The following is a 20,945-nucleotide window of genomic DNA, read 5'->3' on the forward strand; positions in this document are numbered from 1 at the left end:
TAGAGCATGAGAACTTACGCCTGTAAAGTCTTCGACATGGCTCCAGCACCAGCACGGAGGCGCAACCCCCGAGGTCAGGGAGGGCAACTCCGCGACGAGATCGTGACCGCAGCCCGCGAGCTGCTGGTCGAGACCGGATCGGACAGCGCGGTGACCTTGCGGGCGATCGCCCGCAAGGTCGGCATCGCGCCACCGTCGATCTACGCGCACTTCGACACGCCCGACCAGATCGTCGAGGCCGTGGTCACCGAAACCCGCTCACTGCTGGTGCGTCAGCTCGAGACCGCCCGGGCGGGAGCGGACGACGCGCGTGGACGGCTGCTGGCCGACTGCCACGCCTATCTCGTCTTCGGTGCCGAGCAGCCCGAGCTCTACGCCCTGCTGTTCTCCCGGCCGCGGCCCAGGGGCAGCACCATCACAGAAGAACGCGTCGACCAGGCGGTACGCCAACTCGCGCCCATCGTCGGCGAGTCCGTCGCGAGTCAGCTCGCGCCCGCCGAGGCGTTCTCGATACTGCTGCGCGACGTCGCCGACACGATGCACGACGGCACGTCCCGTGCGGAGGACGCCCTCGCCACGGCGACCGCTCTGTGGGCGGCCCTGCACGGCCTCATCCTGCTCCGCGCCCGCATTCCCCGATTCCCGTGGCCGGCCCCCGGTCCGCTGGAGGAGGAGATCATCACTCGGCTCGCGTTCCCGTACGGCCCTGCCCCCGGCTGACCGCTTGCCCGATCCCCCGGTGGTCCCAGCGACACCCCCGCATCCACGGTCTGGCCGCAGGGCGTCACGCGGTCACCGCACGCCGCGGGTCAACCGGAGGCGGGCCGCAGGTTGTTCATGAGCAGGCCGAGGGTGAACTCGAAGCGGTCGGGTCCGGTGCCGGAGATCAGCTCGGCGGCATGGAGTCGGGTCTGCGGGAATCTCTCGGCCGGCAGTGCCGTGAAGCGGTCCAGCAACTCCTCGTGGCTGAGCACCCATTCCGGATCCTGCTGCCGGCGCCGTTGCCGGACCAGCGACTGTTCCAGTGCGTAGGCGCTGACGTAGAGGGACAGCGCGTCGCGGGCCCATCCGGCAGTCCTCGGTTCGATGCCGCCCGCGAGCAGGATCGCCAGGATTCCCTCGCCGACCCGCAGCGTCTCCAGGCTGGTCGGCACCATGGCCAGCGCGGCGCGCGAGACTCCGGGGTACTTCAGGTACAGGTCGCGGATCTGCGTGTAGACCCCGAGCAGTTGCTCGCGCCAGGTGGCCGGGTCCGGTTCGGGGAGCGTGACCTCGGCGTAGAGCCTGCCGATCAGCAGGTCGTCGATGTCGTCCTTGTTGGCGATGTGCGCGTACAGCGACGACGGGCCGGTGCCGAGCACGGCGGCGACCCGGCGGATGGTCAGCGCGTCGTATCCCTCGGTGGCGACGACCTCCAGGGCGGCGTCGGTGATCCGCTCGACGGTGATCGGCTTCTTGCGGGCTGCGCGGCGTTGGCGGGGATCGGCGGGCATGACGGTCACTGTACCTTGACACGAACTAAGTTCGTTGAGTAGAACTTAGATCGTCAGAACGAACTAAGTTCGTCAAGGCGAACTCGGTTCGCGTCGATGTCGTCGATGTCGACGATGCCGTCCATGTCCCGGAGGTATGTGATGCGAGTTTCCGTAGTCGGAGCCGGTCTGGGAGGTCTCGCTCTCGCGCAAGGTCTGCGCGGTGCCGGCATCGAGGCAGACGTGTTCGAGCGCGACCCGGGGATCGTCGCCCGGTTCCAGGGCTACCGGCTCGTGCTGAACCCGACCGGTTTCCAGGCGGTGCGCGACTGCCTGCCGACGCGCTGGCACCCGCTGCTGGACGAGATCGTCATGGACGCCTCCGCCGAGCAGCTGGTCCTGGACCCGCGGCTGAACGAGATCGGCAGGCTCGGCGCGGGCCGGACCGGCATCGTGGTCGACCGGCAGGTGCTGCGGCACCTGTTGCTGACCGGCCTCACCGTGCACACCGATGCCGCGCTGACCGACTACGACGTGCTGGCCGACGGCCGTGTCCGAGCCCGGTTCGCCCACCGCGGCCCGGCCACCGCCGACCTGCTCGTCGGCGCGGACGGCGTCACCTCCGCGGTCCGCGGGGTGCTGTCGCCGCGGACCACCCCGACCGACACCGGCGTCCGGTTCGTCATCGGCCGCACCCCGCTGACCGACGAGTTCGCCGGCCTGTCCAAGGCGTACGGCTCGAAGATCACGGGCGACGCCGTCAGCCTGCTGCTCGGCGCGATGCGCTTCCGAACCCCGCCGAAGCAGGCCGCCGAGCAGCTGGCCCCCGACGTCACGCTGCCCGACATCGGCGACTACGTGCGCTGGGCCATGATCCTGCCGTCGAACGGCTCGCTGGAGGAGCTGACCGCGCAGGACGCCGTGCTGTCCAGGATGGAGGGCTGGCACCCGGAGCTGCGTGCGCTGATCGAGCAGGCCGACCCGGACAACAGCACGCTGCTGTCCATCCGGGTGGTCAAGCCCGGTGAGCGCTGGGCGTCCGGCCCGGTCACGCTGCTCGGCGACGCGATCCACGCGACCTCCCCGACCGGGGGCAACGGCGCGAACACCGCGCTGCGCGATGCGGACCTGCTGCGCCGCTGCCTGATCGATGTCGACGAAGGCCGCCGGGATCTGCTCGGCGCGGTCGGCGACTACGAGCGGCAGATGTTCGAGTACGGCGCGGAGGCCGTGCGCAGCAGCCTTGAGAAGCTGCCCGCGTTCGCTCCCGGAGCGAAACTGTCCTGAGGCGTTCCGGGTGTTGATATGGACGTCTGCGCACTCACGTCGTCGCGATGATCGCCATCAGCAATCCGCCGATGCACATCGCCGTGAGCGCGCCCGTCCAGAACGCGTCCTCGCGCAGGGCCCGGGGTGCGCGGAACCGTCGTCGGCGGCGGGCGGATACGGGCGTGGGTGTGGCTGCGGGTGGTGGTGTTGGGGGCTCCTGCCGTTCTACGACGGGCCAGGGTGCGGGCGGCATGAGCGGGGGCGGTACCGACTGGACCCACGGTGCCTGGATCAGCTGGTGAGGGAGTGGGCGCTTCATACGGGGTGGGCCTCGCTGCGGTGTTTGCGGAGCAGGACGTTCGCGTCGGTCTCGGCGCTGTAGTCACGCGCGGTGCGTGCCGCCGCCCGGACCTCGGCCAGTTCCGCGCAACCCGCGCACCCTGGCGCCGGCTGCGGTGGTACGGCGACCAGGAACGGGGCGTCGGTGCGGGCGCGATGGTTCGCGGCGCGGACCCCTGCGCTGATGCGTTCCGCGTCCGTGACCGGTCGAAGCGACCCGGGGTCGGCCTGCCATTCGCGCCCGCCGCCGACGGGGCGCAACAGGGCGTAGGGCCCTGCCTTGTCCTGGTACTCGCCGACCGTGTCGGTCGCCGAGTCGTAGAGCAGCGTTCCGGGTTCCATCGGCGCGTCCTCCTCTTCCTTTTTATGTAACTTCCATACAGAATGCGACAGTTGCACTACTCTGTGCAGTCCTGGGTGTGTTACGAGGATGGCCCAGGGCGGAGGCGAATGCAGCGGCAACGGGCTCAACTTCCGCGCGGGGCACGCCAAATTCCACAAATTCCACAGCAACGGGAGGTCGAGATGCCGCAACGGCTGGTGGTTACGGAGATGAGCCATGAGCCCAGGAAGCGGTTTGCCGAGGAGGTGCGGAGGCTGAGGGTCGAACGGGGCCTGAGCTTGCGGGACTTGCAGAAGGCGGTGGGGTGGGATTCGTCGTTGTTCGGCAAGATGGAGCGCGGGGGCACGTTGGGTGGGCCTGAGGTCGTACAGGCACTGGATCAGTACTACGGCACGGCGCCGCTGCTACTCACCCTGTGGGAGTTGGCAGTTGGCGACCCGACGCAGTTCAAGGAGCAGTACCGGCGGTACATGATGCTGGAGGCCGAGGCGGTCAGCCTGTGGCACTACGCGGTGAGCGCGCCGCCCGGCCTGCTCCAGACGGACGGGTACGTCCGCGAAGCGCTCGGGGTGGGCTGGCTCAAGAGCCACGAGGTGGATCAACAGGTCGAGGCGCGCGCAGGGCGACGGAGTTTGCTGGAAGGAGAGGACGCGCCCTCGTTCCGAGCCGTCCTCTCCGAGGCGGTACTGCGCACGCCCCTGCGTGATGTACGGGCATGGCGGGACCAGTTGGAGCACCTGGTGGCGATCGCGGAACGCCCGAACGTAACGATCCAGGTGCTGCCGTTAAGCATTGGCCCGCACGGCTTGATGAACACCGCCGTGATGTTCCTGCGGCTGCTCGACGGCCGCACGGTCGCCTACGCCGAAAACGACCTGCGTGGCGAACTGATCGAGGAAAACACCTCAGTTGAGGAGCTCCAACGTAGGTACGATTCGGTGCGTGACCTGGCGCTGTCTCCGGCCGAGTCGCGAACGTTCATCCTGAGGATGTTGGAGGAAGTCCCTTGCGAGCCATCGACCTAAATGGTGTGACGTGGCGGAAGAGCAGCTACAGCAACACGAGTGGCGGCGAGTGCGTCGAGGTCGCCTCCAACCTCCCCCTCGTCCCCGTCCGTGACTCGAAGAACCCCGACCACGGCACCCTGATCTTCGGCGTCGACGCCTGGTCGGAGTTCGTGGGCTCGGTCAAGGGACAGGCTCAATAGACCAACGCCTGCGTACCGTCGGCCATTACCTCCTGCACGAACACCTGCGCCCCGGCGATCCGCACGCCCCCGATGACATCCTTCTCGGAGATGTCCCGGCGGGCCGCGCACTGTGTGCACAGGGTGATGTGGCCCGCGGCCAGGATCGAGTCGATCAGGTCCGGCAACGGCGCGGCGTGCGGGAGTTCGAACTCGGCGGCGCGGCCCGGCAGGGCGAACCACGCGGACTCACCGGTGAGCCACAGGGAGACGTCCACTCCGCTGGCCACGGCGACCGCGGCCACCGTGAACGCCTGTGAGCAGCGTTCGGGGGCGTCGGTTCCTGCCGTCACCTTGATCACGAGCTTCTTCGACATGACCGAATCGTAATCAACTCCCTTACAACTCCCTGCGTTGGCCATGGGTCTCCTGTGCGCGCATATGGAATGCGCACGTCATGTTCCGTGGGGGACGTTGTGGAAGTACCCGAAGAAACAGCCTCGGAAGTACCCGAAGTACCCGAGATGCCCGAGGAAACAACCGATGAGGTGCCCCGGCAGCCGCGCCGCCGTGGCCGCACCACACTCCTGATCGCCGTCGCGGCCGTACTCGGGGTCGTAGCCGGTACCTGCACGGGTTACCTGGTCCAGGCGGACCGCGCACCCGACAAGCTGCCCTCGCTCTCGCAGGCGACGCTGACGCAGGCGAAGGGCCCCGCTCCGGAGCCCCTGTCCGCCGCCCAGGACCGCAGGGTCAAGACGGACGGCGACCTGCGCAAGCTGCTGCTGAAGAGGCCGAGCGGGGCCCGGGACGCGGGCTACGACGTCGGCGTCGACGGGTGGATGGACCTGGCCGAGTACGCGGAGACGTTCGACGAGCCGGCCGACGCGTTCAGCGGCCTCGTCGCCAGTGAGTTCCGCCGCGCGGCCGTCGCCAACTGGCGGGAGGGCAGCTCGCTCTTCGTCGAGATCCGGCTCGTGCAGTTCCGCCAGGAGGACGAACTCGTGGTCGCCGACGACTCGGACGACGCCTACTACTGGGCCGAGAAGAAGTCCGACACCGACAGCTGGCCCATCCCGGGCACGGGCGACGGGATGGCGTACGTCCACAACTCGCCGGACCGCGAGGCCGGTTACACGGACGTCTACAGCGCCGAGGCGCACGCCTGGCGTGGTGACGTCGAGATGGACATCTGGGTCTCCTCGTCGAAGCCCGTCCCGAAGAAGAAGATCATGGATCTGGCCGAGCGGCAGATGGAGCGGCTGTGACCACCGAGAACCCCACCGAGCGGGTGGAGCCGGAGCCGGAGCCGGGGCCTGAGGCGCAGCCAGTGACGCAGCCGGAGCCGGCGGACGTGCTCGTCCCCGAACTCGTCGGCAGCTCCGAGGAGTTGACTCCTGAGACTGTCAGGAAACCGGTGCGCAAGGGCCGTATCGCCGCGATCGCCGGAGCCGTGCTGCTCGTCGTCGCCGTGGTCGGCGCGGCCGGGTACACCGTCGTGACCGTGAACGGCGCGGACCGGGACGCGGGCGACGCCGTATGGAAGTTCCCGAAGGTGTCCACGGAGAAGGCGGAGGGCGCGGCCAAACCGACCGGGCTCGCCGCGGCGCTCGTGCCGTACGGCCCGGACGGCTGGAGCCAGGGGCCCGACCTCGCGGAGTACGGCCACGACGTGGCGTTCACCGGGGCGCAGGCCGCGGCGCTGCGCAAGGAGTCGCTGAAGGAACTGCCGGCCAAACAGCGCAAGCCGCTGGAGAAGGAGATCGACAAGCAGCACACCAAGGGCCTGGCGATGCGCAGTTACGTCAGCACCGACGAGCAGGCGTCCGTCTACACGGACAAGGCGTCGACGGTGAGCATCGTGCTGGCCCAGATCGCGGACAAGACGGCGGTACGGAACGCGTCCCGCTTCCAGAACGAGTTCTTCGACTCCCTGGGCATCTTCCGTCCCGGCCCGTCGATCAACGGCTACAAGAACGCCGAGTGCTTCCTCTCGCCGAAGAGCACCGACGAGAAGCTCGACACGATCTACTGCTCCGCCTACCAGGGGGAAGTCCTGGTCACCCTCACGGCGAAATCCGCCCGCCCGATGCAGACGTACGCCATCGGCCGCCTGCTCCAGGAACAACTCGACCGCATCAAGGACCCGGGGGAGGCGGTATGACCGACCAGCAGCAGGAGAACACGACACCCGGAGAGCCTGCCCCGACTCCGACCACCGCCGACGCCTCGACCACACCGACGATGACGAAGCGCGCGACCGCCCCGGCCGCCCCGGAGCCCTCGCTGGTTCCGGCGACTCCGGAGTCTTCGACGACACCGGCGGCCTCTGAGTCTTCGGTGGTTCCGGCGGCTCCGGAGCCTTCGGCGACACCGGCGGCCTCAGAGTCCTCGGTGGCTGAGGAGCTTTCGGCCACCCTTCCCGCCTCGGAGCCCGTGGCCACAGCGGCTGCTTCAGAGCCCTTGGCGACACCGGCCGGCAGGGAGCCCTCGGCGGCACGGGCAGCCGCTGAGTCTTCCGTGGTTCCGCCGGCTTCGGAGCCTTCTGTGACACCGGCGTTCTTCGAGTCGTCGGCCGCACCGGCAGTCGCGGAGCCTCCGGCCGTTCCGGCGGCCTCGGAGCCCTTGGCGGCATCGGCTGCTTCGGAGCCTTCTGTGACACCGGCGTTCTTCGAGTCGTCGGCCGTACTGGCAGTCGCGGAGCCTCCGGCCGTTCCGGCGGCCTCGGAGCCCTTGGCGGCATCGGCTGCTTCGGAGCCTTCTGTGACACCGGCGGCCTTCGAGGCCTCGGCCGCACCGGCAGTCGCGGAGCCTCCGGCTGTTCCGGCGGGCCCCGAGGCTCCGGCAGTCCCGGCGGCCTTCGTCGAGGCTCCGGTTGAGCCGGTGGGCGCTCGACCCCCGCTCGACCCGGGTGCTCCCGCAGCGCCGCCCCTTCCGGTCCTTCCGCCTGCCACCGAAGCGCTCAGCCCCATCACCGCCGGCAAGAAAGACCGCCGGGTTCTCCGCGCGGTGTTCCGCTGGACCGCCGCCGTGGTCGTGTTCGCGGTGGTCGGGGCCGGGACGGCGTACGGGATCACCGACATGAAGCGGTCGGACGTGCCCGGGCTCGGGACGGAGTCGGACGGGCGGTGGGACTACCCCGTGCTCACCAAGCCGCCACTGCCGAAGGGCAGCCCGGGGCCGTTGGCCGAGGCGAACCCGGCGGGGTCCCACTTCGCGGACCTGCGGGAGCTGGTGCTCCCGGCGCCGAAGGGGGCCACCGGAGACAAGGCACTCGACGGCAGTGACGGCTGGCTGGCCACGAAGGTGTTCCTCGCCGAGTTCTCCTCCGGCGACGACCGGACCGAGCTCGCGCAGAAGCTCACCGACGACGGCCTGCGGCACATCGCGGCCCGCGGCTGGACCACCCCGGACGGCACGCACACCCGGATCTACCTGCTCCAGTTCGACACGGCGACGGTCGCCGACGGCCTGGTCTCGGGGAGCCTGGGCGGATACTCGGCGCCCACCTACCCGGTACGCGGCGCCGACAGCTATGAGTCGGACGACGATTTCCCGGACGCGGCCAAGGTCACGGACATCTCGCTCCTGCCGTACGTCGAGACGAAGCCGTACGGCGCCGAACAGGTCCGTGAGGCGTTCCTCACGGCCGGCGACACCGTCGCGATGATCGTGCAGTCGAGGAAGGGCGAGGCGGAAGCCGTCCCGTTCCAGCAGACGGTCACCCTGCAGAGCCAGCTGCTCGCCTAGCCGTACCTCACCGTGAGCACCGGGCCCCAGCCGCGTAAGCTGGGGCCCGGCCCTGTGTACATATGCGTACCGCACCACGCTCATCCGAGGAGCACCCGTGGAGATCTTCTTCGAAACCCTGCTGGTCCTGGTCTGCGTCGGCGTCCTCGCCTTCGCCGGACTGAGCGTGAAGAAGCTGTACCAGGGCCAGCGCTGACCCCCACCGAGGAACTGCTGACGTCATGATCGAGATCCCGTCCGACCTCCACAAGGACCTGGTCCCCCTCGTCTTCCTGCTCGGCGAGTGGGCCGGCGCGGGCGTGCACGACTTCCCCGGCTCCGAGAAGTGCAACTTCGGCCAGGAGGTCTCCTTCACGCACGACGGCCGCGACTTCCTGGAGTACCGCTCCCACACCTGGGTCCTGGACAACGACGGCAACAAGGTCCGCCCCCTGGAGACCGAGTCCGGCTTCTGGCGCATCGACGCCGACCGCAAGGTCGAGGTCACGATGACCCGCGACGACGGAGTCGTCGAGATCTGGTACGGCGAACTCGCCAAGCAGAAGCCCCAGATCGACCTGGTCACCGACGCCGTCGCCCGCACCGCCGCCTCCGGCCCCTACACCGGCGGCAAGCGCCTCTACGGCTACGTCAAGAGCGACCTCATGTGGGTCGGCGAGAAGCAGACCCCCGAGGTCGAACTCCGCCCCTACATGTCCGCCCACCTGAAGAAGATCGTCACCCCGGACGACGTCGAACGCTGGGCGAAGGCCCTCCCGGACGACATGCCGGACGACGGGATCGCTTTCTTCAAGTAGTTCTAGACTCTGAGGTGTGGTGAGCACCCAAGGCATGGACCCAGGCACGGACTGGAAGAGTGATCTGCGGCAGCGCGGCTACCGGCTGACACCGCAGCGGCAGCTCGTGCTCGAAGCCGTGGACACCCTGGAGCACGCGACCCCCGACGACATCCTCATCGAGGTGAGGAAGACGGCGTCGGGGGTCAACATCTCCACCGTGTACAGAACCCTGGAGCTGCTCGAGGAGCTCCAGCTGGTCAGTCACGCGCACCTGGGGCACGGGGCGCCGACGTACCACCTCGCCGACCGGCACCATCACATCCACCTCGTCTGCCGTGACTGCACGAACGTCATCGAGGCCGATGTCGAGGTCGCCGCCGAGTTCCGGGCCAAGCTGCGGGACACGTTCGGCTTCGAGACCGACATGAAGCACTTCGCCATCTTCGGCAGATGCCGCGACTGTTCCATGAAGACTTCAACTACCGAGTCGTAGGCTTACCGGTATGAAGAGCCCCCTGTTGTCCCTGCCCGGCGCCGTCCCCGCCGAAGGAGTGGACGAAGGCGTCGCGGCCCACTACGGCGACCTGTTCCGTGAGCAGCGCACCCTCGCCGACGGCACCGGTTTCGTCGACCTCTCGCACCGCGGGGTCGTCGCCGTCACCGGTGACGACCGCCTGAGCTGGCTGCACCTCCTGCTCACCCAGCACGTCAGCGACCTCCCCACCGGCGTCGCCACCGAGGCCCTGATCCTCTCGGCGCACGGCCACATCGAGCACGCCCTGTACCTCGTCGACGACGGCACGACGGTCTGGATGCACACGGAACCCGACACCCAGGAGGCGCTGATCGCCTACCTGGAGTCGATGAAGTTCTTCTACCGCGTCGAAGTCACCGACCGCACAAGCGAGTTCGCGGTCGTGTACGTCCCCGCCGGCTCCATCGCCGAGGTCCCGGCCGGTGCCGTCGTACGCGAGACGCCGTACGGCCGCGATCTGTTCCTCCCGCGCGAGGACCTGGAGTCGTACGCCGAGAAGTCCGGCCCGCCGGCCGGGATCCTCGCCTACGAGGCGCTGCGCGTCGAGCACCACCGCCCCCGCCTCGGCTTCGAGACCGACCACCGCACCATCCCGCACGAGCTGGGCTGGATCGGTACGGCGGTCCATCTCCAGAAGGGCTGCTACCGGGGCCAGGAGACGGTGGCCCGGGTGCAGAACCTGGGCAAGCCGCCGCGCCGCCTCGTCTTCCTCCACCTCGACGGCAGCGAGGTCCATCTCCCGGGCCACGGCACGGAGTTGAGGCTCGCGGAGGAGGGGGCGGACGGTCGCAAGATCGGCTTCATCACGACGTCCGTACGGCACCACGAGCTGGGGCCGATCGCGCTCGCGCTGGTGAAGCGGAACGTGCCGCTGGATGCGCCGCTGCTGGCCGACACGACGGCCGCGGCGCAGGAAGTGGTCGTAGAGCCCTAGTTGTGGGGTCCTAGAGGTCCACGACCACCGTGAACGGGCCGTCGTTCGTGAGGGAGACGCGCATCTGGGCGCCGAAGCGGCCCGTCGCCACCGTGGCGCCCAGGGCGCGGAGTTGGGCCACGACCTCGTCGACGAGGGGCTCCGCGATGTCGCCGGGGGCGGCCGCGTTCCAGGTGGGGCGGCGGCCCTTGCGGGCGTCGCCGTAGAGCGTGAACTGACTGATGACGAGCAGCGGGGCGTCGATGTCACTGCACGACTTCTCGTCGTGCAGCATGCGGATCGACCAGAGTTTGCGGGCCAGTTGGGCCGCCTTCTCCTTGGTGTCCTCGTGGGTGACGCCGACGAGGACGCACAGCCCCTCGCCGTCGATCGCCCCGACCGTCTCGCCCTCGACCACGACACTCGCGCTGTCCACCCGCTGCACCACTGCTCGCATGGGTTCCATGATGCCGTGCGGGCGAGAACGGTTCGCAGGCGGCTGGAGGGGGCCGTAGGAGGGCCGATTTTTGATCCTTAACCCCCCATCTGGGGCCGTTCGGGGGCACTCGGTCACATAGCGGCCAGTTGGGGTGGCACGATGCTGTCCACACGCCGGTCGAGGGGACGGGTAGAGGCAATGAGCACACCGAGTACCGGGCAGCCCCCTGGGCCTGTCTCGCTGATCCGCGCGGGGGGACCGGCCACGCGCCGCCCGCCCGTGCAGCGCGTCGACAGCCCGCTGCTGCCCGCCGAACCGCCCGCACCCGACCTGACCGCGCTACGGCTCCCGGAGCTGCGCGCGCTGCGCCGCGACGCGCAGCGCGACGAGGCCGATCTGAGTTACGTACGACGGCTGCTCCAGGGCCGGATCGACATCCTGCGCGCCGAACTGGCCCGGCGTTCCCCGGCGGGCGCGGCGTCGGTGGTCGACCGGCTGTCGGAGATCCTCACCGACGCCCCCGCCCGGCACCGCTCCTCGGCCCGGCACGTCACGCTGGGCACGCCGCACAGCGAGGAGTACCGGCTGCTGGCCGCGGAGATGCTGGCCGAGGTCGAACTCTCCGACCTGGAGGCCCGCACCGATCTGGAGCTGACCACGGCGATGGGCCGCCTGGTCCGGTACGAACAGCAGGTGTCCCGCCGCCGTCAGCTCCTCCAGCACACGGCCGACGGCTGTAGCGCGGAGATCGCCCGCAGGTACCGTGAGGGAGAGGCACAGGTGGACGACCTGCTGACGTGAGTGACGTGAGGGGCCCGACGTGACGGCTGAAGATGCGCGTTTTGCGGCGGTTACCGGGTCTACGGGTGTTACGGGGGCTCTCGGCACACCCCCTCCGGTGCTCGCGGAGGTCGTCCGCTCCGGCTTCGTGGAGAGCCGGCACCGGGGCAGCCTGGTGGTCCTGGCGGCGGACGGTTCGGTGGAACTGGCCCTGGGTGACGTGACGACCCCCGTCTTCCCCCGTTCCTCCAACAAGCCGATGCAGGCGGCGGGCGTCCTGCGCGCGGGCCTCGACCTCACCGGCGAACGCCTCGCGATCGCCGCCGCGAGCCACTCCGGCGAACTCTTCCACCGCGATCTGGTACGCCGACTTCTCTCCGAACACGGCCTGGACGCAGGCCAGTTGCAGTGCCCGCCGGACCTCCCCCTCGACCCCGTCGAGCAGGAGACGTACCTGGCGTCGGGCGCCGTACGTGACCGCATCGCCATGAACTGTTCCGGCAAGCACACGGCCATGCTGGCGGCGAGCGCGCTGCGGGGCTGGCCGTTGGAGTCGTATCTGGACCCCGAGCACCCGCTCCAGAAACTTATCCACAGGGTTGTGGAAGAAGTCTCGGGCGAGCGGGTGGCGGCGGTGGGCACGGACGGCTGCGGCGCCCCACTCCTGGCGATCACCCTGACGGGCCTGGCCCGGTCCTTCCGTTTCTTCGTCCTGGCCGCCCCGGGTTCCGCGGAACGCCGGGTCGCCGACGCGATGCGGGCTCACCCCGAGTACGTCGCCGGCACGCGGCGGCCGGACACGTGGCTGATGCGGGCGGTGCCGGGTGTGTTGTCGAAGATGGGCGCGGAAGCGGTCCAGGCGGTCGCCCTTCCGGACGGGCGGGCGCTGGCGTTCAAGGTGGAGGACGGGGCGGGGCGGGCGCTGGGACCGGTGTTGGGGAGGGCGCTGGCGTTGATGGGCGTGTCGACTGAGGGGCTGGGGAGGGCGGCGGTGTTGGGCGGAGGCCGTGAGGTGGGTGAGATCCGAGCGGTGTTCTAGAGGCAGGGGTTGGACCACTCGCTTCTTGGCCAGTGTCGGGCTTCCGCGGCCCGAGTAAAGGGCGCTCCGCTGCGCTACGCGTCGCCTGCGGCGATGGCCCTGCGGGCCACCCTTGACACGGTCCGCTCCAGCCCGTTTCAGAAGCGAGCGAGCGGCCCGGAAGGATGGGTGGCCAGGTACGTATGCCCGTACCTGTACTGCGTTCCGGGCCGGTACGGAGGGGCGCGTTCGCGTCTCGACAGCACGCCGGGTCGGCTCAGCGTCCAACCCCGGTCGGGTGGTTGCTGGAAGCTGGGGGTAAATCTAACCACCGTAGCTGTATTTGACAGGTTAGAAAAGGCCCCAGCCTCCAGAGGGGCAAGGGCGGGAGCGTGCTTCCGCCTTTCATCGGGCCTGTTCACCCGTTCACCTTTTCAGCGAGGTCGGCATCACTCAGCCCGTCCGGCGTTTGAGGACGAGGCCGTTCAGGCCGATGCGGGGGTCTGGGGGCGGCAGCCCCGGGGATGGGACGGGTAGGGGCGGCGGGGGCGAGAAAAATCCCCGAGACACCCCGCCGCTCGTACACCTAGCGTGATCCCATGACCAGTCACCCCCAGGATCTCGCCGTCCGCCCCGTCACCGAGCCCGAGATCCCCGACTGGATCCGCGCCCTGAACACCGGTTTCCTGCGCACCCCGTCCGTCTCCGACGAAGAGATCACCGACCGCAGCAGTTACATCGACCCGTCCCGCACCCTCGGCGCCTTCGACGGCACCCGCTGCGTGGCGACCTTCCGCTCGTTCCCTCAGGAGCTGACGGCGGTGGGCGGCAGACCGGTCCCGGCCGACGCCATCTCGAACGTCACCGTCACGGTCACCCACCGCCGCCGAGGCCTCCTGACCCGCATGATGGCCCAGGACCTGGCCGCGGCGAAGGAGCGTGGCGACGTCGTGGCCACGCTCATCGCCGCCGAGTACCGGATCTACGGCCGCTACGGCTTCGGCCCGGCCACGTCGGCGACCCAGTGGGAGATCGACGTGACGAGGGCCGGCCTGGACCCCCGCTGGTCCGCCCCGGAGGACGGCGGCCGTATCGACCTGGTGGACGGCGAGGACGTACGCAAGCTCGGTCCCGAACTGCACGAGCGGCTGCGCCGCGTCCAGCCCGGTGCGATCACCCGCGACGACCGCTGGTGGCAGGTCAACACGGGCGCCGTACGTCTGACGCGCGCGCCGTGGACCGAGCCGTTCTACGCCGTCCACCGCGCGGCGGACGGCGAGGTGCAGGGCCTGGTCGCGTACGTCTGCGACGACACGTGGACCGACGCCAAGCAGCCGCTCGACACGGCCACGGTGAAGGGGTTCATCGCCACGACCCCGGCGGCCGAACGCGCGCTGTGGCACCACCTCTGCTCGATCGACTGGGTGACGAAGGTGAAGTCGGGCTGGCGTGCCCCCGACGACCTGCTGCCCCTGCTGCTGCCGGACCCGCGCGCCGCCACGATCACGACACAGGCGGACTGGCTGTGGGTGCGGGTCCTGGACGTCGTACGGGCCATGGAGGCGCGGTCGTACGAGGGGGAGGGCGTGTTGGTGTTCGAGGTCGTCGACGGGGCCGGACTGGCCGGTGGGCGCTACCGGTTGGAGGCTTCGGCGCAGGGGGCGTCCTGTACGCCGACGACGGAGAGTCCCGAACTCACCCTCGATGTAAGGGAGTTGGGGACGCTGTGGCTGGGGGACGAGTCGGCCGTACGGCTTGCCGCGTTGGGGCGGGTGCGAGAAGAACGAGCGGGCGCCGCCCGTGTGGCCGACGCCCTGCTGCGTACGTCCAGGCGGCCATGGTGCCCGGACATCTTCTGATCCTGAACGACCTTTCCGCTGGTGCCTGTTGATGGACTGGACTCATCCGTAGCTGTTCAGTTGTGGTGGTGCCGGCCGCCGGGCTCTCGGCTCCCCTCCAGGAGAGAGACCCAGGCGGCCAAGTTGGCCAAGTTGGCGACCAACTCTCTTCTAGTTATCTCCTCTTGGGTACGTCTCATAACCACCTTTCCTTGAACTGCCCAAAGATGGCGGGAAGTTGTAGTGTTTGGTCGTGGACCCGGAACACGCCACCGTCAATGGACGGACGAGGTCACCACGGCCGCAGTGGTCACACCGCGAGCTGGCCGACGAGCTGCGCACCCGGATCAGGTCCGGTGCACTGCGGCCCGGCCAGCGCATGCCCACCCAGGCCAAGCTGGCGGACGAGTTCGGCGTCGAGCGCGGAGCCGTACGACAGGCACTGCGCATCCTGCAGTCCGAGCGGCTGCTCACCAACGTGTCCAAGGGCAGCCCGGCGACCGTGGCCCCCGACCTCAATCTGGCGCTGACCGGCCCGGGAGCCCCGCCGCAGCCCACGATGGTGGGCCTGGGACCGCGCATATCGGAGGCCTTCGCGCAGCCGCACGTCGAGATCGAGGCCCTCTGCCTGACCGCGGTCTCGCTCACGCTGGCCATCGGCGAACCGCTGCGTCAGATCCACGCCGGACGTCTGAAACCGGCCAAGGTCGACGTCCGGGTGCTGCTGCCGAGCAGTGACATCGACCTCGCCTTCCCCTCCCGCGTGGACGCCCCGGCCGACAGCCGGCTGCAACGCCGCTGGCTGGCCCAACGCAACGCCCAGGGACAGGTGTTGAAGCACAACCTGCTCGCGTTACGCGCGACGCACGGCATCGACGTGCACATCACGTTCCGCGCGCTGCCCTTCACCCCGCCCGTGAAGCTGTACCTGCTCAACGGCTCGGAGGCGCTCTTCGCCTACTACACGCTGACCAAGGGCGAGGCGGAGATCGGCCACGAGCAGGTGGAGATGTACGACGCGGAGGGCACCCAGTCGATGCTGTTCGCCTTCGAGCAGGGCGCCGGCCTGCGGGACACGACGTTCGTGGAACAGTCGCACCTGTGGTTCAACGCACTGTGGGAGACGATCAGTTCGGAGCTCACGCTGACGCCCACGAGCTGATCGCCTCCCGCAGTGGCTGACCTGACGTGACCTTGGGGGCGGCCTTCGGGTCGTACGGTCACAGGGCCGGTCCGGTGACCAGCAGGGCCAGGACGACGGCCCCGATGGAACTGATGGCCGGGCTCTTGGCCTTGATGCCGATGGAGAGCAACAGCAGGCCGATGATCCCGGTGGCGCCGTACTTCCACTGGACGATCTGCTCGAAGCCGACGACGAAGACGGCGGAGAGGAGGGCTATGGCGGGCACGATGGTTCCCCCTTCGGGCTGTGGAAGCAAAACTTCCACCAACTTGGAGAAGTTGGCTGCCAACTCTGCTTAAGTTGTTCCCGATTGGCACCTACTCACACCTACTTACAATCAGGTTCCAAACAACTCCCCTTAGATGGGGCAGAGTTATACCGTTTGGTAGTGACCCAGGAGAACGTGGCAGTGAACGGCAGCAGAAGCTTCTCGCCCCAGGAGATCGCCGACGCCCTGCGCGACCGCATCCGCACCGGCGACCTCAAGGCAGGAGACCGCCTGCCCACCCAGGCCGACCTGGCGGAGGAATTCGGCGTCGAACGAGGCGCCGTACGCCAAGCACTCCGCCTCCTCCAGGACGCGGGCCTCCTGACGAACGTGAGCAAGGGGAGTCCACCGCGGATCGCCGTGCCGACTCCCGCGCCGGGTGCGCCCCAGCCGACGATGGTCGGGCTGGCACCACGCCTGACAGAAGCCTTCTCCGCGCCGGTCGTCCACATAGACGTGGTGTGCCACACCGCCGAGACCCTGATGGTGGCCATCGGCGAACCTCTCCGCCAGATCCACGAGGGCCGCCTGCGCCCCGAGTCGATCGCGGTCCGCATCCTCGTGCCTTCCAGGGAGATCACCCTCGCGTTCCCGGTCCCGGTCGACGGTGACGGCGAGGACAACTCGGTCCACCAGCGCTGGCTGTCGATGCGCAACGCCCAGGGCCAGGTGCTCCAGCACAATTTGCTGTCCCTGAGAGCCACGCACGGCATGGACGTCAAGGTCACGTTCCGGGCGCTCCCTTTCACTCCACCAGTGAAGCTCTACCTCCTCAACGGCCAGGAGGCGCTGCTCGGTTACTACATGCTCACCAGACGGGAGGAGGAATACGGCAGCCAGACCCTGGACATGTACGACGTACTCGGCGCCAAGTCCCTCCTCTTCTCCTTCCTCCGGCAGGCCGGCGAGCGGGACGCGGCGTTCGTGGAGCAATCACAGCTGTGGTTCGACGCCCTCTGGGAAACCATCACCACGGACCTGACACTCTCCTAGTGACTCCTGATACGGCGCAGACTGAACCGGTGACAGCAGAGACCGAGAAAGAGACCGAGAACCTGCGGAAACTGATCACGCGTGCACACGTGGTGCTCTGGGACTTCGACGGCCCGATCTGCCGGCTCTTCGCTGGACACAAGGCGGAGCGGGTGGCCGCCGAAGTGGTGGAGTGGCTGGCGGGTCGCGGTCTCCACAGCCTGCTCACGGACAAGGAACGGGAGTCCCTGGACCCGCAAGTGGTACTGCGAGCGGTGGACCGCCGGCATCCCGGCAGCGACTTGGTGGCGGAGCTGGAGGAACGGCTCACCCAGGAGGAGATGAGAGCCGCCGCCTCCGCGATGCCCACCGCCTACGCCGACCCCCTGATCCGCACCTGGACCGCGGTGGGATCCCGACTGGCGATCGCCACGAACAACTCCCCCCGGGCGGCCCGCGCATACCTCGCGAGCCGCGGTCTCCTCACCTGCTTCGCCCCGCACATCTACGGCCGCACCCAGAACCTCCACCGCCTCAAGCCCGACCCGCACTGCCTCAACCGGGCCCTGAGCGCCATGGGGGCCGCGCCGGGCGCCGCCCTGATGATCGGCGACTCCCCCTCGGACTTCGACGCCGCGCGTGAGGCCAGGGTCCCTTTCCTCGGCTACGCGCGTAACGAACGTAAGGCCAAACTCTTGAGGGAGGGCGGAGCGGAGCACATTGTGGGCTCTTTGGAGCCCCTGCTGCGGATGCTCCGGCGATAGACGGATTGGTGCGACTCTTTGTTCGCCTGACTGGAGTTGGTTTGCCGAACGACAGGGTGCGGTAGCCACGGCGCGTGACGGCGACGAGGACGGACGAAGGCGGCGGCAAGGAGTTCCTTCGGGTCGCGGAGGAGCTCCGGGGCCGGATGGTGGACGGGGCGTATCCGCTGGGCTCCTACCTGCCGGCGCAGTCGGCGCTCGCGACGGAGTTCGGGGTCTCCCGGAACACCGTGCAGCGGGTCATCGAGGAGCTGCGCAACGAAGGCTGGATCGAGTCCCGGCAGGGCACGGGTTCACGTGTCGTCAAGAACCAGCGCATACAGTCCTGGTCACCCAGGGCCAGCCGGTCACGCCAGGCACTGACGCTGGGTCCTCTCATCAGTGAGGCCTTCGAACGGCCCGAAGTCACCCTGGATGTCTACACGTTGACGTCCGAGTCCCTGGACGCGCACATTCGGCTCCAGGCGGAGCGGATCCGCACCAGGAACATCTCTCCGCAGCGCATCGCCCTGCGCGTGCTGCTGCCCACCGAGTCGATGACCCTGCCGTACCCGCGGGCCAAGGACGACAAGGACGATCCACGCTTGCAGGACCGCCTGCACCGCATCACCAAGCGGCACACGGAGTCCCTGCGTGAGGTGCTGATGGCGCTGGAGGCCGAAAACCTGGTGCCGTCCGTCGAGTTGGGGATCCGGCACACGCCGCTGACGCCGACCTTCAAGCTGTACGTGATCAACGGTGCCGAGGTACTGCACGGCGCCTACACGGTCATCGAGCGCGCGGTGGTCCTGGACGACGGGGACAGGATCACGGCGCTCGATGTGCTGGGCTACGGCGCCACCCTCACCCACCACGTGAAGGACGCCGACCCGACCTCGCCGGGGTCCGTCTTCGTGGAAGGCATGACGACCTGGTTCGAGTCCGTCTGGACGCGGCTCGCCGACTAGCTTTCCTAGGCCTGAGTCATCAGCAGGAAGAAGATCAGGGCTCCGACGGAGAGGCAGGCCGTGTTGCGTGCCCGGAGGCCGACCACGATGAGGAACATGCACAGGACGCCGAGTGCGCCGTAGCGTGACTGGAGCAGTTGGGCGAGACCCAAGTTGAAGATGACGCCCAGCAGTTGAAAGACGATCACGACTCCCCCAAACCACCGCTTCCCGAGAAGCGATCAACTACCCGTCCAATTGGACTGGTTGACGTAATTCTGTTGTTCCCTGGCCTGCTGATCCCTTAACCGGCAGTCAAGTTGGCGGGGTGATTTGACTGGAAGTGGTTTGTTCGGTGGCGATGAGAGGTACGGTCGCGGTGTGAGTGACGACACCCCGGGCGATGGCGGCGGCAGGGAGTTCCAGCGCGTCGTGGGTGAGCTGCGGGCGCGGATGAACGACGGCATCTACCCCGGGGGTTCGCTCTTGCCTCCGCAGCGTGAACTGGCCGAGGAGTTCGGGGTGTCTCGTGACACCGTGCAGAAGGTCCTCAGGGTGCTGAAGAACAAGGGCTGGATCGAAACGCGCCAGGGAAGCGGTTCCAGGGTCGTCCAGGGCCAGCAGGTCCAGTCCCCGACGAGCAGCGGGATGGTCACGCTCCGCCCGCTCATGGATCATGCCTTCGAGCAGCCCGAAGTGACCCTGGACGTCTTCACGTTGACGTCCGAGTCGCTGAACGCGCACATCCACATGCAGGCGGAGCGGATACGGGTCAAGGAGATCACCCCGCAGCGCATCGCCCTGCGCATGGTGCTGCCCTCCGAATCACTGGACATCCCGTACTGGCAGACCGGGCAGCCGGCTCAGGACAAGCGTCTGAAAGCGCGGTTCCTGAACATCGCAAGGCGGTCCACTGAGTCCCTGCATACTGCGCTGAGCGATCTGCACACGACGGGGCTCGTGCCCTCCGTGGATCTTCAGATCCGCTGGAGCCCGCTGGCACCGCAGTTCAAGCTCTATCTTCTGAACGGGGCAGAGGCGGTTTTCGGCCCGTACAAGCTGTACAAGCGGTCCATCGAAATGGAGGACGGTGAAGTGATCGAAGACGTCCTCGATGTCGAGGGCCTGGGTGCCGGTCTCACTCACCTTGTGAAGAACGCTGAACTCCATTCGCAGGGAACGGTGTTCGTGACGAGCTGGCAGGAGTGGTTCGACTCGATATGGGAGGGTCTCACCAAACAGGTCGGAGCTTCTCCGCAGCCGCGATGATCGAAAGATGTGTGGAGACCGCGGCGTCCGCACCGCTCTCTTCCATTTCCCTGGCCCGCTTCTCTTTCCGGGTGTATCCGATGAACCAGGTTCCGGCCGAACGAGCCGCTTTCAGATCGGTGATCTGATCGCCGATCAGGACGCACGAAGATGCGGGAATTCCGAGGTGTTCGAGGGCTCGGTCCACGCAATGGGGATCGGGTTTCATGCGGCGGGCATCAGACGGGTCACGGCCGAATACACCCTCGAACTTCCCGTGGAAATCCGGTTGTTCGAGATATCTGCGGATCGGGCCCTCGGCATTGTTGCTCACGACCACCATGGGCACGCCGAGTTCGTGCAGTAGGTCCACGAGGGTGACGATGTGCGGGGTTCGTACGGCGGTCCGGAGCGCCTCGGTCTCCTGCTCGGTGACGATCCTCTCCGCCAGCTCAAGCGGTTCCGGCGAGAGCTTCTTCGAGGCCGACTGCTCGTACATGTCCCTGAGCCGGCGGAGGATGTCGTGCGAGTCGTAGCAGGACTCGACGTCCGGATCCAACCGGCCCTGGTCCTCCGGATCGCGCCAGCCCCAGTACGGCCGCGCCGCCTCCTTGACCTGCTCCGCGACATCGGCCGTGGGTACACCGCGGAAGAGGTCGCAGACGGGTCCGTCGAAGTCGAACAGCACCGCACGGGTCTTGGCGAGCAGGCGCGGCAACACGTCCTGGTCGTCGGGCGCGTCGGCCACGTCGGTCATGGGGCTCCTAGTCGTCGCGACAGTCTGTCGCGGACGGGCCCGCGATTTCCACTGTTCCCATGTTCCAACGAGCGGGATCCGGCCCGGGGCACGTACCCCCGAGTCCGTCGTCGCGTCGAGTGAACGTACGTACCGTCGTCCGCGGCGGTTCAATGGGCGGGTTCTC

General features: G+C 68.3%; 26 protein-coding genes. 18 read left to right on the forward strand and 8 right to left on the reverse strand.

What is annotated here, in order from left to right; all coding sequences use genetic code 11:
- Window positions 1-36: 36 nt before the first annotated feature.
- Window positions 37-720 (forward strand): TetR/AcrR family transcriptional regulator, encoded by a 684-nt coding sequence (locus OG504_RS28985; protein ID WP_405992427.1) that lies wholly within the window; start codon window positions 37-39, stop codon window positions 718-720.
- Window positions 721-809: 89 nt separating this feature from the next.
- Here OG504_RS28985 and OG504_RS28990 read toward each other — a convergent pair whose 3' ends face one another.
- Complete coding sequence (locus OG504_RS28990) at window positions 810-1,493, reverse strand: TetR/AcrR family transcriptional regulator (RefSeq protein WP_405992428.1); 684 nt, start codon at window positions 1,491-1,493, stop codon at window positions 810-812.
- Between the two features lie 141 nt (window positions 1,494-1,634).
- On the opposite strand from OG504_RS28990, the gene OG504_RS28995 reads away from it, so the two are divergent.
- A complete protein-coding gene (locus OG504_RS28995; RefSeq protein ID WP_405992429.1) occupies window positions 1,635-2,759 on the forward strand; it encodes an FAD-dependent oxidoreductase in 1,125 nt (374 codons plus the stop codon).
- Window positions 2,760-2,793: 34 nt separating this feature from the next.
- Here the strand turns inward: OG504_RS28995 and OG504_RS29000 are convergent, their stop codons facing one another.
- Complete coding sequence (locus OG504_RS29000; RefSeq protein WP_405992430.1) at window positions 2,794-3,060, reverse strand: hypothetical protein; 267 nt, start codon at window positions 3,058-3,060, stop codon at window positions 2,794-2,796.
- Entirely contained in the window at window positions 3,057-3,422 is a 366-nt protein-coding gene (locus OG504_RS29005; RefSeq protein ID WP_405992431.1) for a hypothetical protein, read from the reverse strand. The genes OG504_RS29000 and OG504_RS29005 overlap by 4 nt, the downstream gene beginning before the upstream one ends.
- Window positions 3,423-3,605: 183 nt before the next feature.
- Between OG504_RS29005 and OG504_RS29010 the strand changes: the two genes are divergently transcribed.
- Both OG504_RS29010 and OG504_RS29015 read left to right on the forward strand, forming a co-directional pair.
- On the forward strand, window positions 3,606-4,448 hold the full coding sequence (locus tag OG504_RS29010) for a helix-turn-helix transcriptional regulator (protein ID WP_405992432.1): 843 nt from the start codon (window positions 3,606-3,608) through the stop codon (window positions 4,446-4,448).
- On the forward strand, window positions 4,430-4,630 hold the full coding sequence (locus OG504_RS29015) for a DUF397 domain-containing protein (protein ID WP_405992433.1): 201 nt from the start codon (window positions 4,430-4,432) through the stop codon (window positions 4,628-4,630). Before OG504_RS29010 ends, OG504_RS29015 begins: the two co-directional genes overlap by 19 nt.
- On the opposite strand, the gene OG504_RS29020 is transcribed toward OG504_RS29015, so the two are convergent.
- Complete coding sequence (locus tag OG504_RS29020) at window positions 4,624-4,986, reverse strand: DsrE family protein (protein ID WP_405992434.1); 363 nt, start codon at window positions 4,984-4,986, stop codon at window positions 4,624-4,626. The genes OG504_RS29015 and OG504_RS29020 overlap by 7 nt on opposite strands.
- 147 nt (window positions 4,987-5,133) lie before the next feature.
- On the opposite strand from OG504_RS29020, the gene OG504_RS29025 reads away from it, so the two are divergent.
- The 6 genes from OG504_RS29025 (at window position 5,134) to OG504_RS29050 (ending at window position 10,607) form a co-directional block, all read left to right on the forward strand.
- On the forward strand, window positions 5,134-5,877 hold the full coding sequence (locus OG504_RS29025; RefSeq protein WP_405992435.1) for a hypothetical protein: 744 nt from the start codon (window positions 5,134-5,136) through the stop codon (window positions 5,875-5,877).
- Window positions 5,874-6,773 (forward strand): hypothetical protein, encoded by a 900-nt coding sequence (locus OG504_RS29030; RefSeq protein WP_405992436.1) that lies wholly within the window; start codon window positions 5,874-5,876, stop codon window positions 6,771-6,773. Before OG504_RS29025 ends, OG504_RS29030 begins: the two co-directional genes overlap by 4 nt.
- Before the next feature lie 719 nt (window positions 6,774-7,492).
- A complete protein-coding gene (locus OG504_RS29035) occupies window positions 7,493-8,359 on the forward strand; it encodes a hypothetical protein (RefSeq protein WP_405992437.1) in 867 nt (288 codons plus the stop codon).
- Between the two features lie 221 nt (window positions 8,360-8,580).
- The gene (locus OG504_RS29040) at window positions 8,581-9,156 is read left to right on the forward strand and encodes an FABP family protein (RefSeq protein ID WP_019062576.1); all 576 of its coding nucleotides are present in this window, start codon (window positions 8,581-8,583) and stop codon (window positions 9,154-9,156) included.
- Between the two features lie 34 nt (window positions 9,157-9,190).
- On the forward strand, window positions 9,191-9,631 hold the full coding sequence (locus tag OG504_RS29045; RefSeq protein WP_318021720.1) for a transcriptional repressor: 441 nt from the start codon (window positions 9,191-9,193) through the stop codon (window positions 9,629-9,631).
- Window positions 9,632-9,641: 10 nt separating this feature from the next.
- Window positions 9,642-10,607: a YgfZ/GcvT domain-containing protein gene (locus OG504_RS29050; protein WP_405992438.1), complete on the forward strand. Its 966-nt coding sequence runs from the start codon at window positions 9,642-9,644 to the stop codon at window positions 10,605-10,607.
- Window positions 10,608-10,617: 10 nt separating this feature from the next.
- On the opposite strand, the gene dtd is transcribed toward OG504_RS29050, so the two are convergent.
- Window positions 10,618-11,043: a D-aminoacyl-tRNA deacylase gene (gene dtd / locus OG504_RS29055; RefSeq protein ID WP_405992439.1), complete on the reverse strand. Its 426-nt coding sequence runs from the start codon at window positions 11,041-11,043 to the stop codon at window positions 10,618-10,620.
- Window positions 11,044-11,223: 180 nt separating this feature from the next.
- Between dtd and OG504_RS29060 the strand changes: the two genes are divergently transcribed.
- The 4 genes from OG504_RS29060 (at window position 11,224) to OG504_RS29075 (ending at window position 15,823) form a co-directional block, all read left to right on the forward strand.
- Window positions 11,224-11,826, forward strand: coding sequence for an aerial mycelium formation protein (locus OG504_RS29060; protein ID WP_405992440.1), 603 nt, complete (start codon window positions 11,224-11,226; stop codon window positions 11,824-11,826).
- 97 nt (window positions 11,827-11,923) lie between these two features.
- The gene (locus tag OG504_RS29065; protein WP_405992441.1) at window positions 11,924-12,844 is read left to right on the forward strand and encodes an asparaginase; all 921 of its coding nucleotides are present in this window, start codon (window positions 11,924-11,926) and stop codon (window positions 12,842-12,844) included.
- 578 nt (window positions 12,845-13,422) lie between these two features.
- Window positions 13,423-14,682, forward strand: a complete 1,260-nt coding sequence (locus OG504_RS29070; RefSeq protein ID WP_405992442.1) for a GNAT family N-acetyltransferase — start codon at window positions 13,423-13,425, stop codon at window positions 14,680-14,682.
- A 226-nt stretch (window positions 14,683-14,908) separates the two neighbouring features.
- Complete coding sequence (locus OG504_RS29075) at window positions 14,909-15,823, forward strand: winged helix-turn-helix domain-containing protein (protein ID WP_405992443.1); 915 nt, start codon at window positions 14,909-14,911, stop codon at window positions 15,821-15,823.
- 58 nt (window positions 15,824-15,881) lie between these two features.
- Here the strand turns inward: OG504_RS29075 and OG504_RS29080 are convergent, their stop codons facing one another.
- The gene (locus OG504_RS29080; RefSeq protein WP_019062567.1) at window positions 15,882-16,070 is read right to left on the reverse strand and encodes a hypothetical protein; all 189 of its coding nucleotides are present in this window, start codon (window positions 16,068-16,070) and stop codon (window positions 15,882-15,884) included.
- Window positions 16,071-16,226: 156 nt separating this feature from the next.
- Here OG504_RS29080 and OG504_RS29085 point away from each other — a divergent pair, with 156 nt between their 5' ends.
- The 3 genes from OG504_RS29085 to OG504_RS29095 all read left to right on the forward strand — a co-directional run bounded on the left by OG504_RS29085 (window position 16,227) and on the right by OG504_RS29095 (window position 18,795).
- Entirely contained in the window at window positions 16,227-17,105 is an 879-nt protein-coding gene (locus tag OG504_RS29085) for a GntR family transcriptional regulator (RefSeq protein ID WP_405992444.1), read from the forward strand.
- Window positions 17,106-17,134: 29 nt separating this feature from the next.
- The gene (locus OG504_RS29090; protein WP_405992445.1) at window positions 17,135-17,848 is read left to right on the forward strand and encodes an HAD family hydrolase; all 714 of its coding nucleotides are present in this window, start codon (window positions 17,135-17,137) and stop codon (window positions 17,846-17,848) included.
- Between the two features lie 74 nt (window positions 17,849-17,922).
- On the forward strand, window positions 17,923-18,795 hold the full coding sequence (locus OG504_RS29095; protein WP_405992446.1) for a GntR family transcriptional regulator: 873 nt from the start codon (window positions 17,923-17,925) through the stop codon (window positions 18,793-18,795).
- 5 nt (window positions 18,796-18,800) lie between these two features.
- On the opposite strand, the gene OG504_RS29100 is transcribed toward OG504_RS29095, so the two are convergent.
- Window positions 18,801-18,983 (reverse strand): hypothetical protein, encoded by a 183-nt coding sequence (locus tag OG504_RS29100; protein WP_405992447.1) that lies wholly within the window; start codon window positions 18,981-18,983, stop codon window positions 18,801-18,803.
- A 172-nt stretch (window positions 18,984-19,155) separates the two neighbouring features.
- Here OG504_RS29100 and OG504_RS29105 point away from each other — a divergent pair, with 172 nt between their 5' ends.
- The gene (locus tag OG504_RS29105) at window positions 19,156-20,043 is read left to right on the forward strand and encodes a winged helix-turn-helix domain-containing protein (RefSeq protein ID WP_405992448.1); all 888 of its coding nucleotides are present in this window, start codon (window positions 19,156-19,158) and stop codon (window positions 20,041-20,043) included.
- Here OG504_RS29105 and OG504_RS29110 read toward each other — a convergent pair.
- The gene (locus tag OG504_RS29110; protein ID WP_405992449.1) at window positions 20,006-20,779 is read right to left on the reverse strand and encodes an HAD family hydrolase; all 774 of its coding nucleotides are present in this window, start codon (window positions 20,777-20,779) and stop codon (window positions 20,006-20,008) included. The genes OG504_RS29105 and OG504_RS29110 overlap by 38 nt on opposite strands.
- Window positions 20,780-20,945 lie beyond the last annotated feature (166 nt).

It is taken from the genome of Streptomyces sp. NBC_00986, assembly GCF_045162565.1.
Taxonomy (GTDB): Bacteria; Actinomycetota; Actinomycetes; order Streptomycetales; family Streptomycetaceae; genus Streptomyces.

Coding starts and splice junctions, on each gene's coding strand:
- OG504_RS28985 (WP_405992427.1), top strand. CDS start 37: ATGGCTCCAGCACCAGCACGGAGGCGCAACCCCCGAGGTCAGGGAGGG.
- OG504_RS28990 (WP_405992428.1), bottom strand. CDS start 1,493: ATGCCCGCCGATCCCCGCCAACGCCGCGCAGCCCGCAAGAAGCCGATC.
- OG504_RS28995 (WP_405992429.1), top strand. CDS start 1,635: ATGCGAGTTTCCGTAGTCGGAGCCGGTCTGGGAGGTCTCGCTCTCGCG.
- OG504_RS29000 (WP_405992430.1), bottom strand. CDS start 3,060: ATGAAGCGCCCACTCCCTCACCAGCTGATCCAGGCACCGTGGGTCCAG.
- OG504_RS29005 (WP_405992431.1), bottom strand. CDS start 3,422: ATGGAACCCGGAACGCTGCTCTACGACTCGGCGACCGACACGGTCGGC.
- OG504_RS29010 (WP_405992432.1), top strand. CDS start 3,606: ATGCCGCAACGGCTGGTGGTTACGGAGATGAGCCATGAGCCCAGGAAG.
- OG504_RS29020 (WP_405992434.1), bottom strand. CDS start 4,986: ATGTCGAAGAAGCTCGTGATCAAGGTGACGGCAGGAACCGACGCCCCC.
- OG504_RS29025 (WP_405992435.1), top strand. CDS start 5,134: ATGCCCGAGGAAACAACCGATGAGGTGCCCCGGCAGCCGCGCCGCCGT.
- OG504_RS29040 (WP_019062576.1), top strand. CDS start 8,581: ATGATCGAGATCCCGTCCGACCTCCACAAGGACCTGGTCCCCCTCGTC.
- OG504_RS29045 (WP_318021720.1), top strand. CDS start 9,191: ATGGACCCAGGCACGGACTGGAAGAGTGATCTGCGGCAGCGCGGCTAC.
- OG504_RS29050 (WP_405992438.1), top strand. CDS start 9,642: ATGAAGAGCCCCCTGTTGTCCCTGCCCGGCGCCGTCCCCGCCGAAGGA.
- dtd (WP_405992439.1), bottom strand. CDS start 11,043: ATGCGAGCAGTGGTGCAGCGGGTGGACAGCGCGAGTGTCGTGGTCGAG.
- OG504_RS29060 (WP_405992440.1), top strand. CDS start 11,224: ATGAGCACACCGAGTACCGGGCAGCCCCCTGGGCCTGTCTCGCTGATC.
- OG504_RS29070 (WP_405992442.1), top strand. CDS start 13,423: ATGACCAGTCACCCCCAGGATCTCGCCGTCCGCCCCGTCACCGAGCCC.
- OG504_RS29110 (WP_405992449.1), bottom strand. CDS start 20,779: ATGACCGACGTGGCCGACGCGCCCGACGACCAGGACGTGTTGCCGCGC.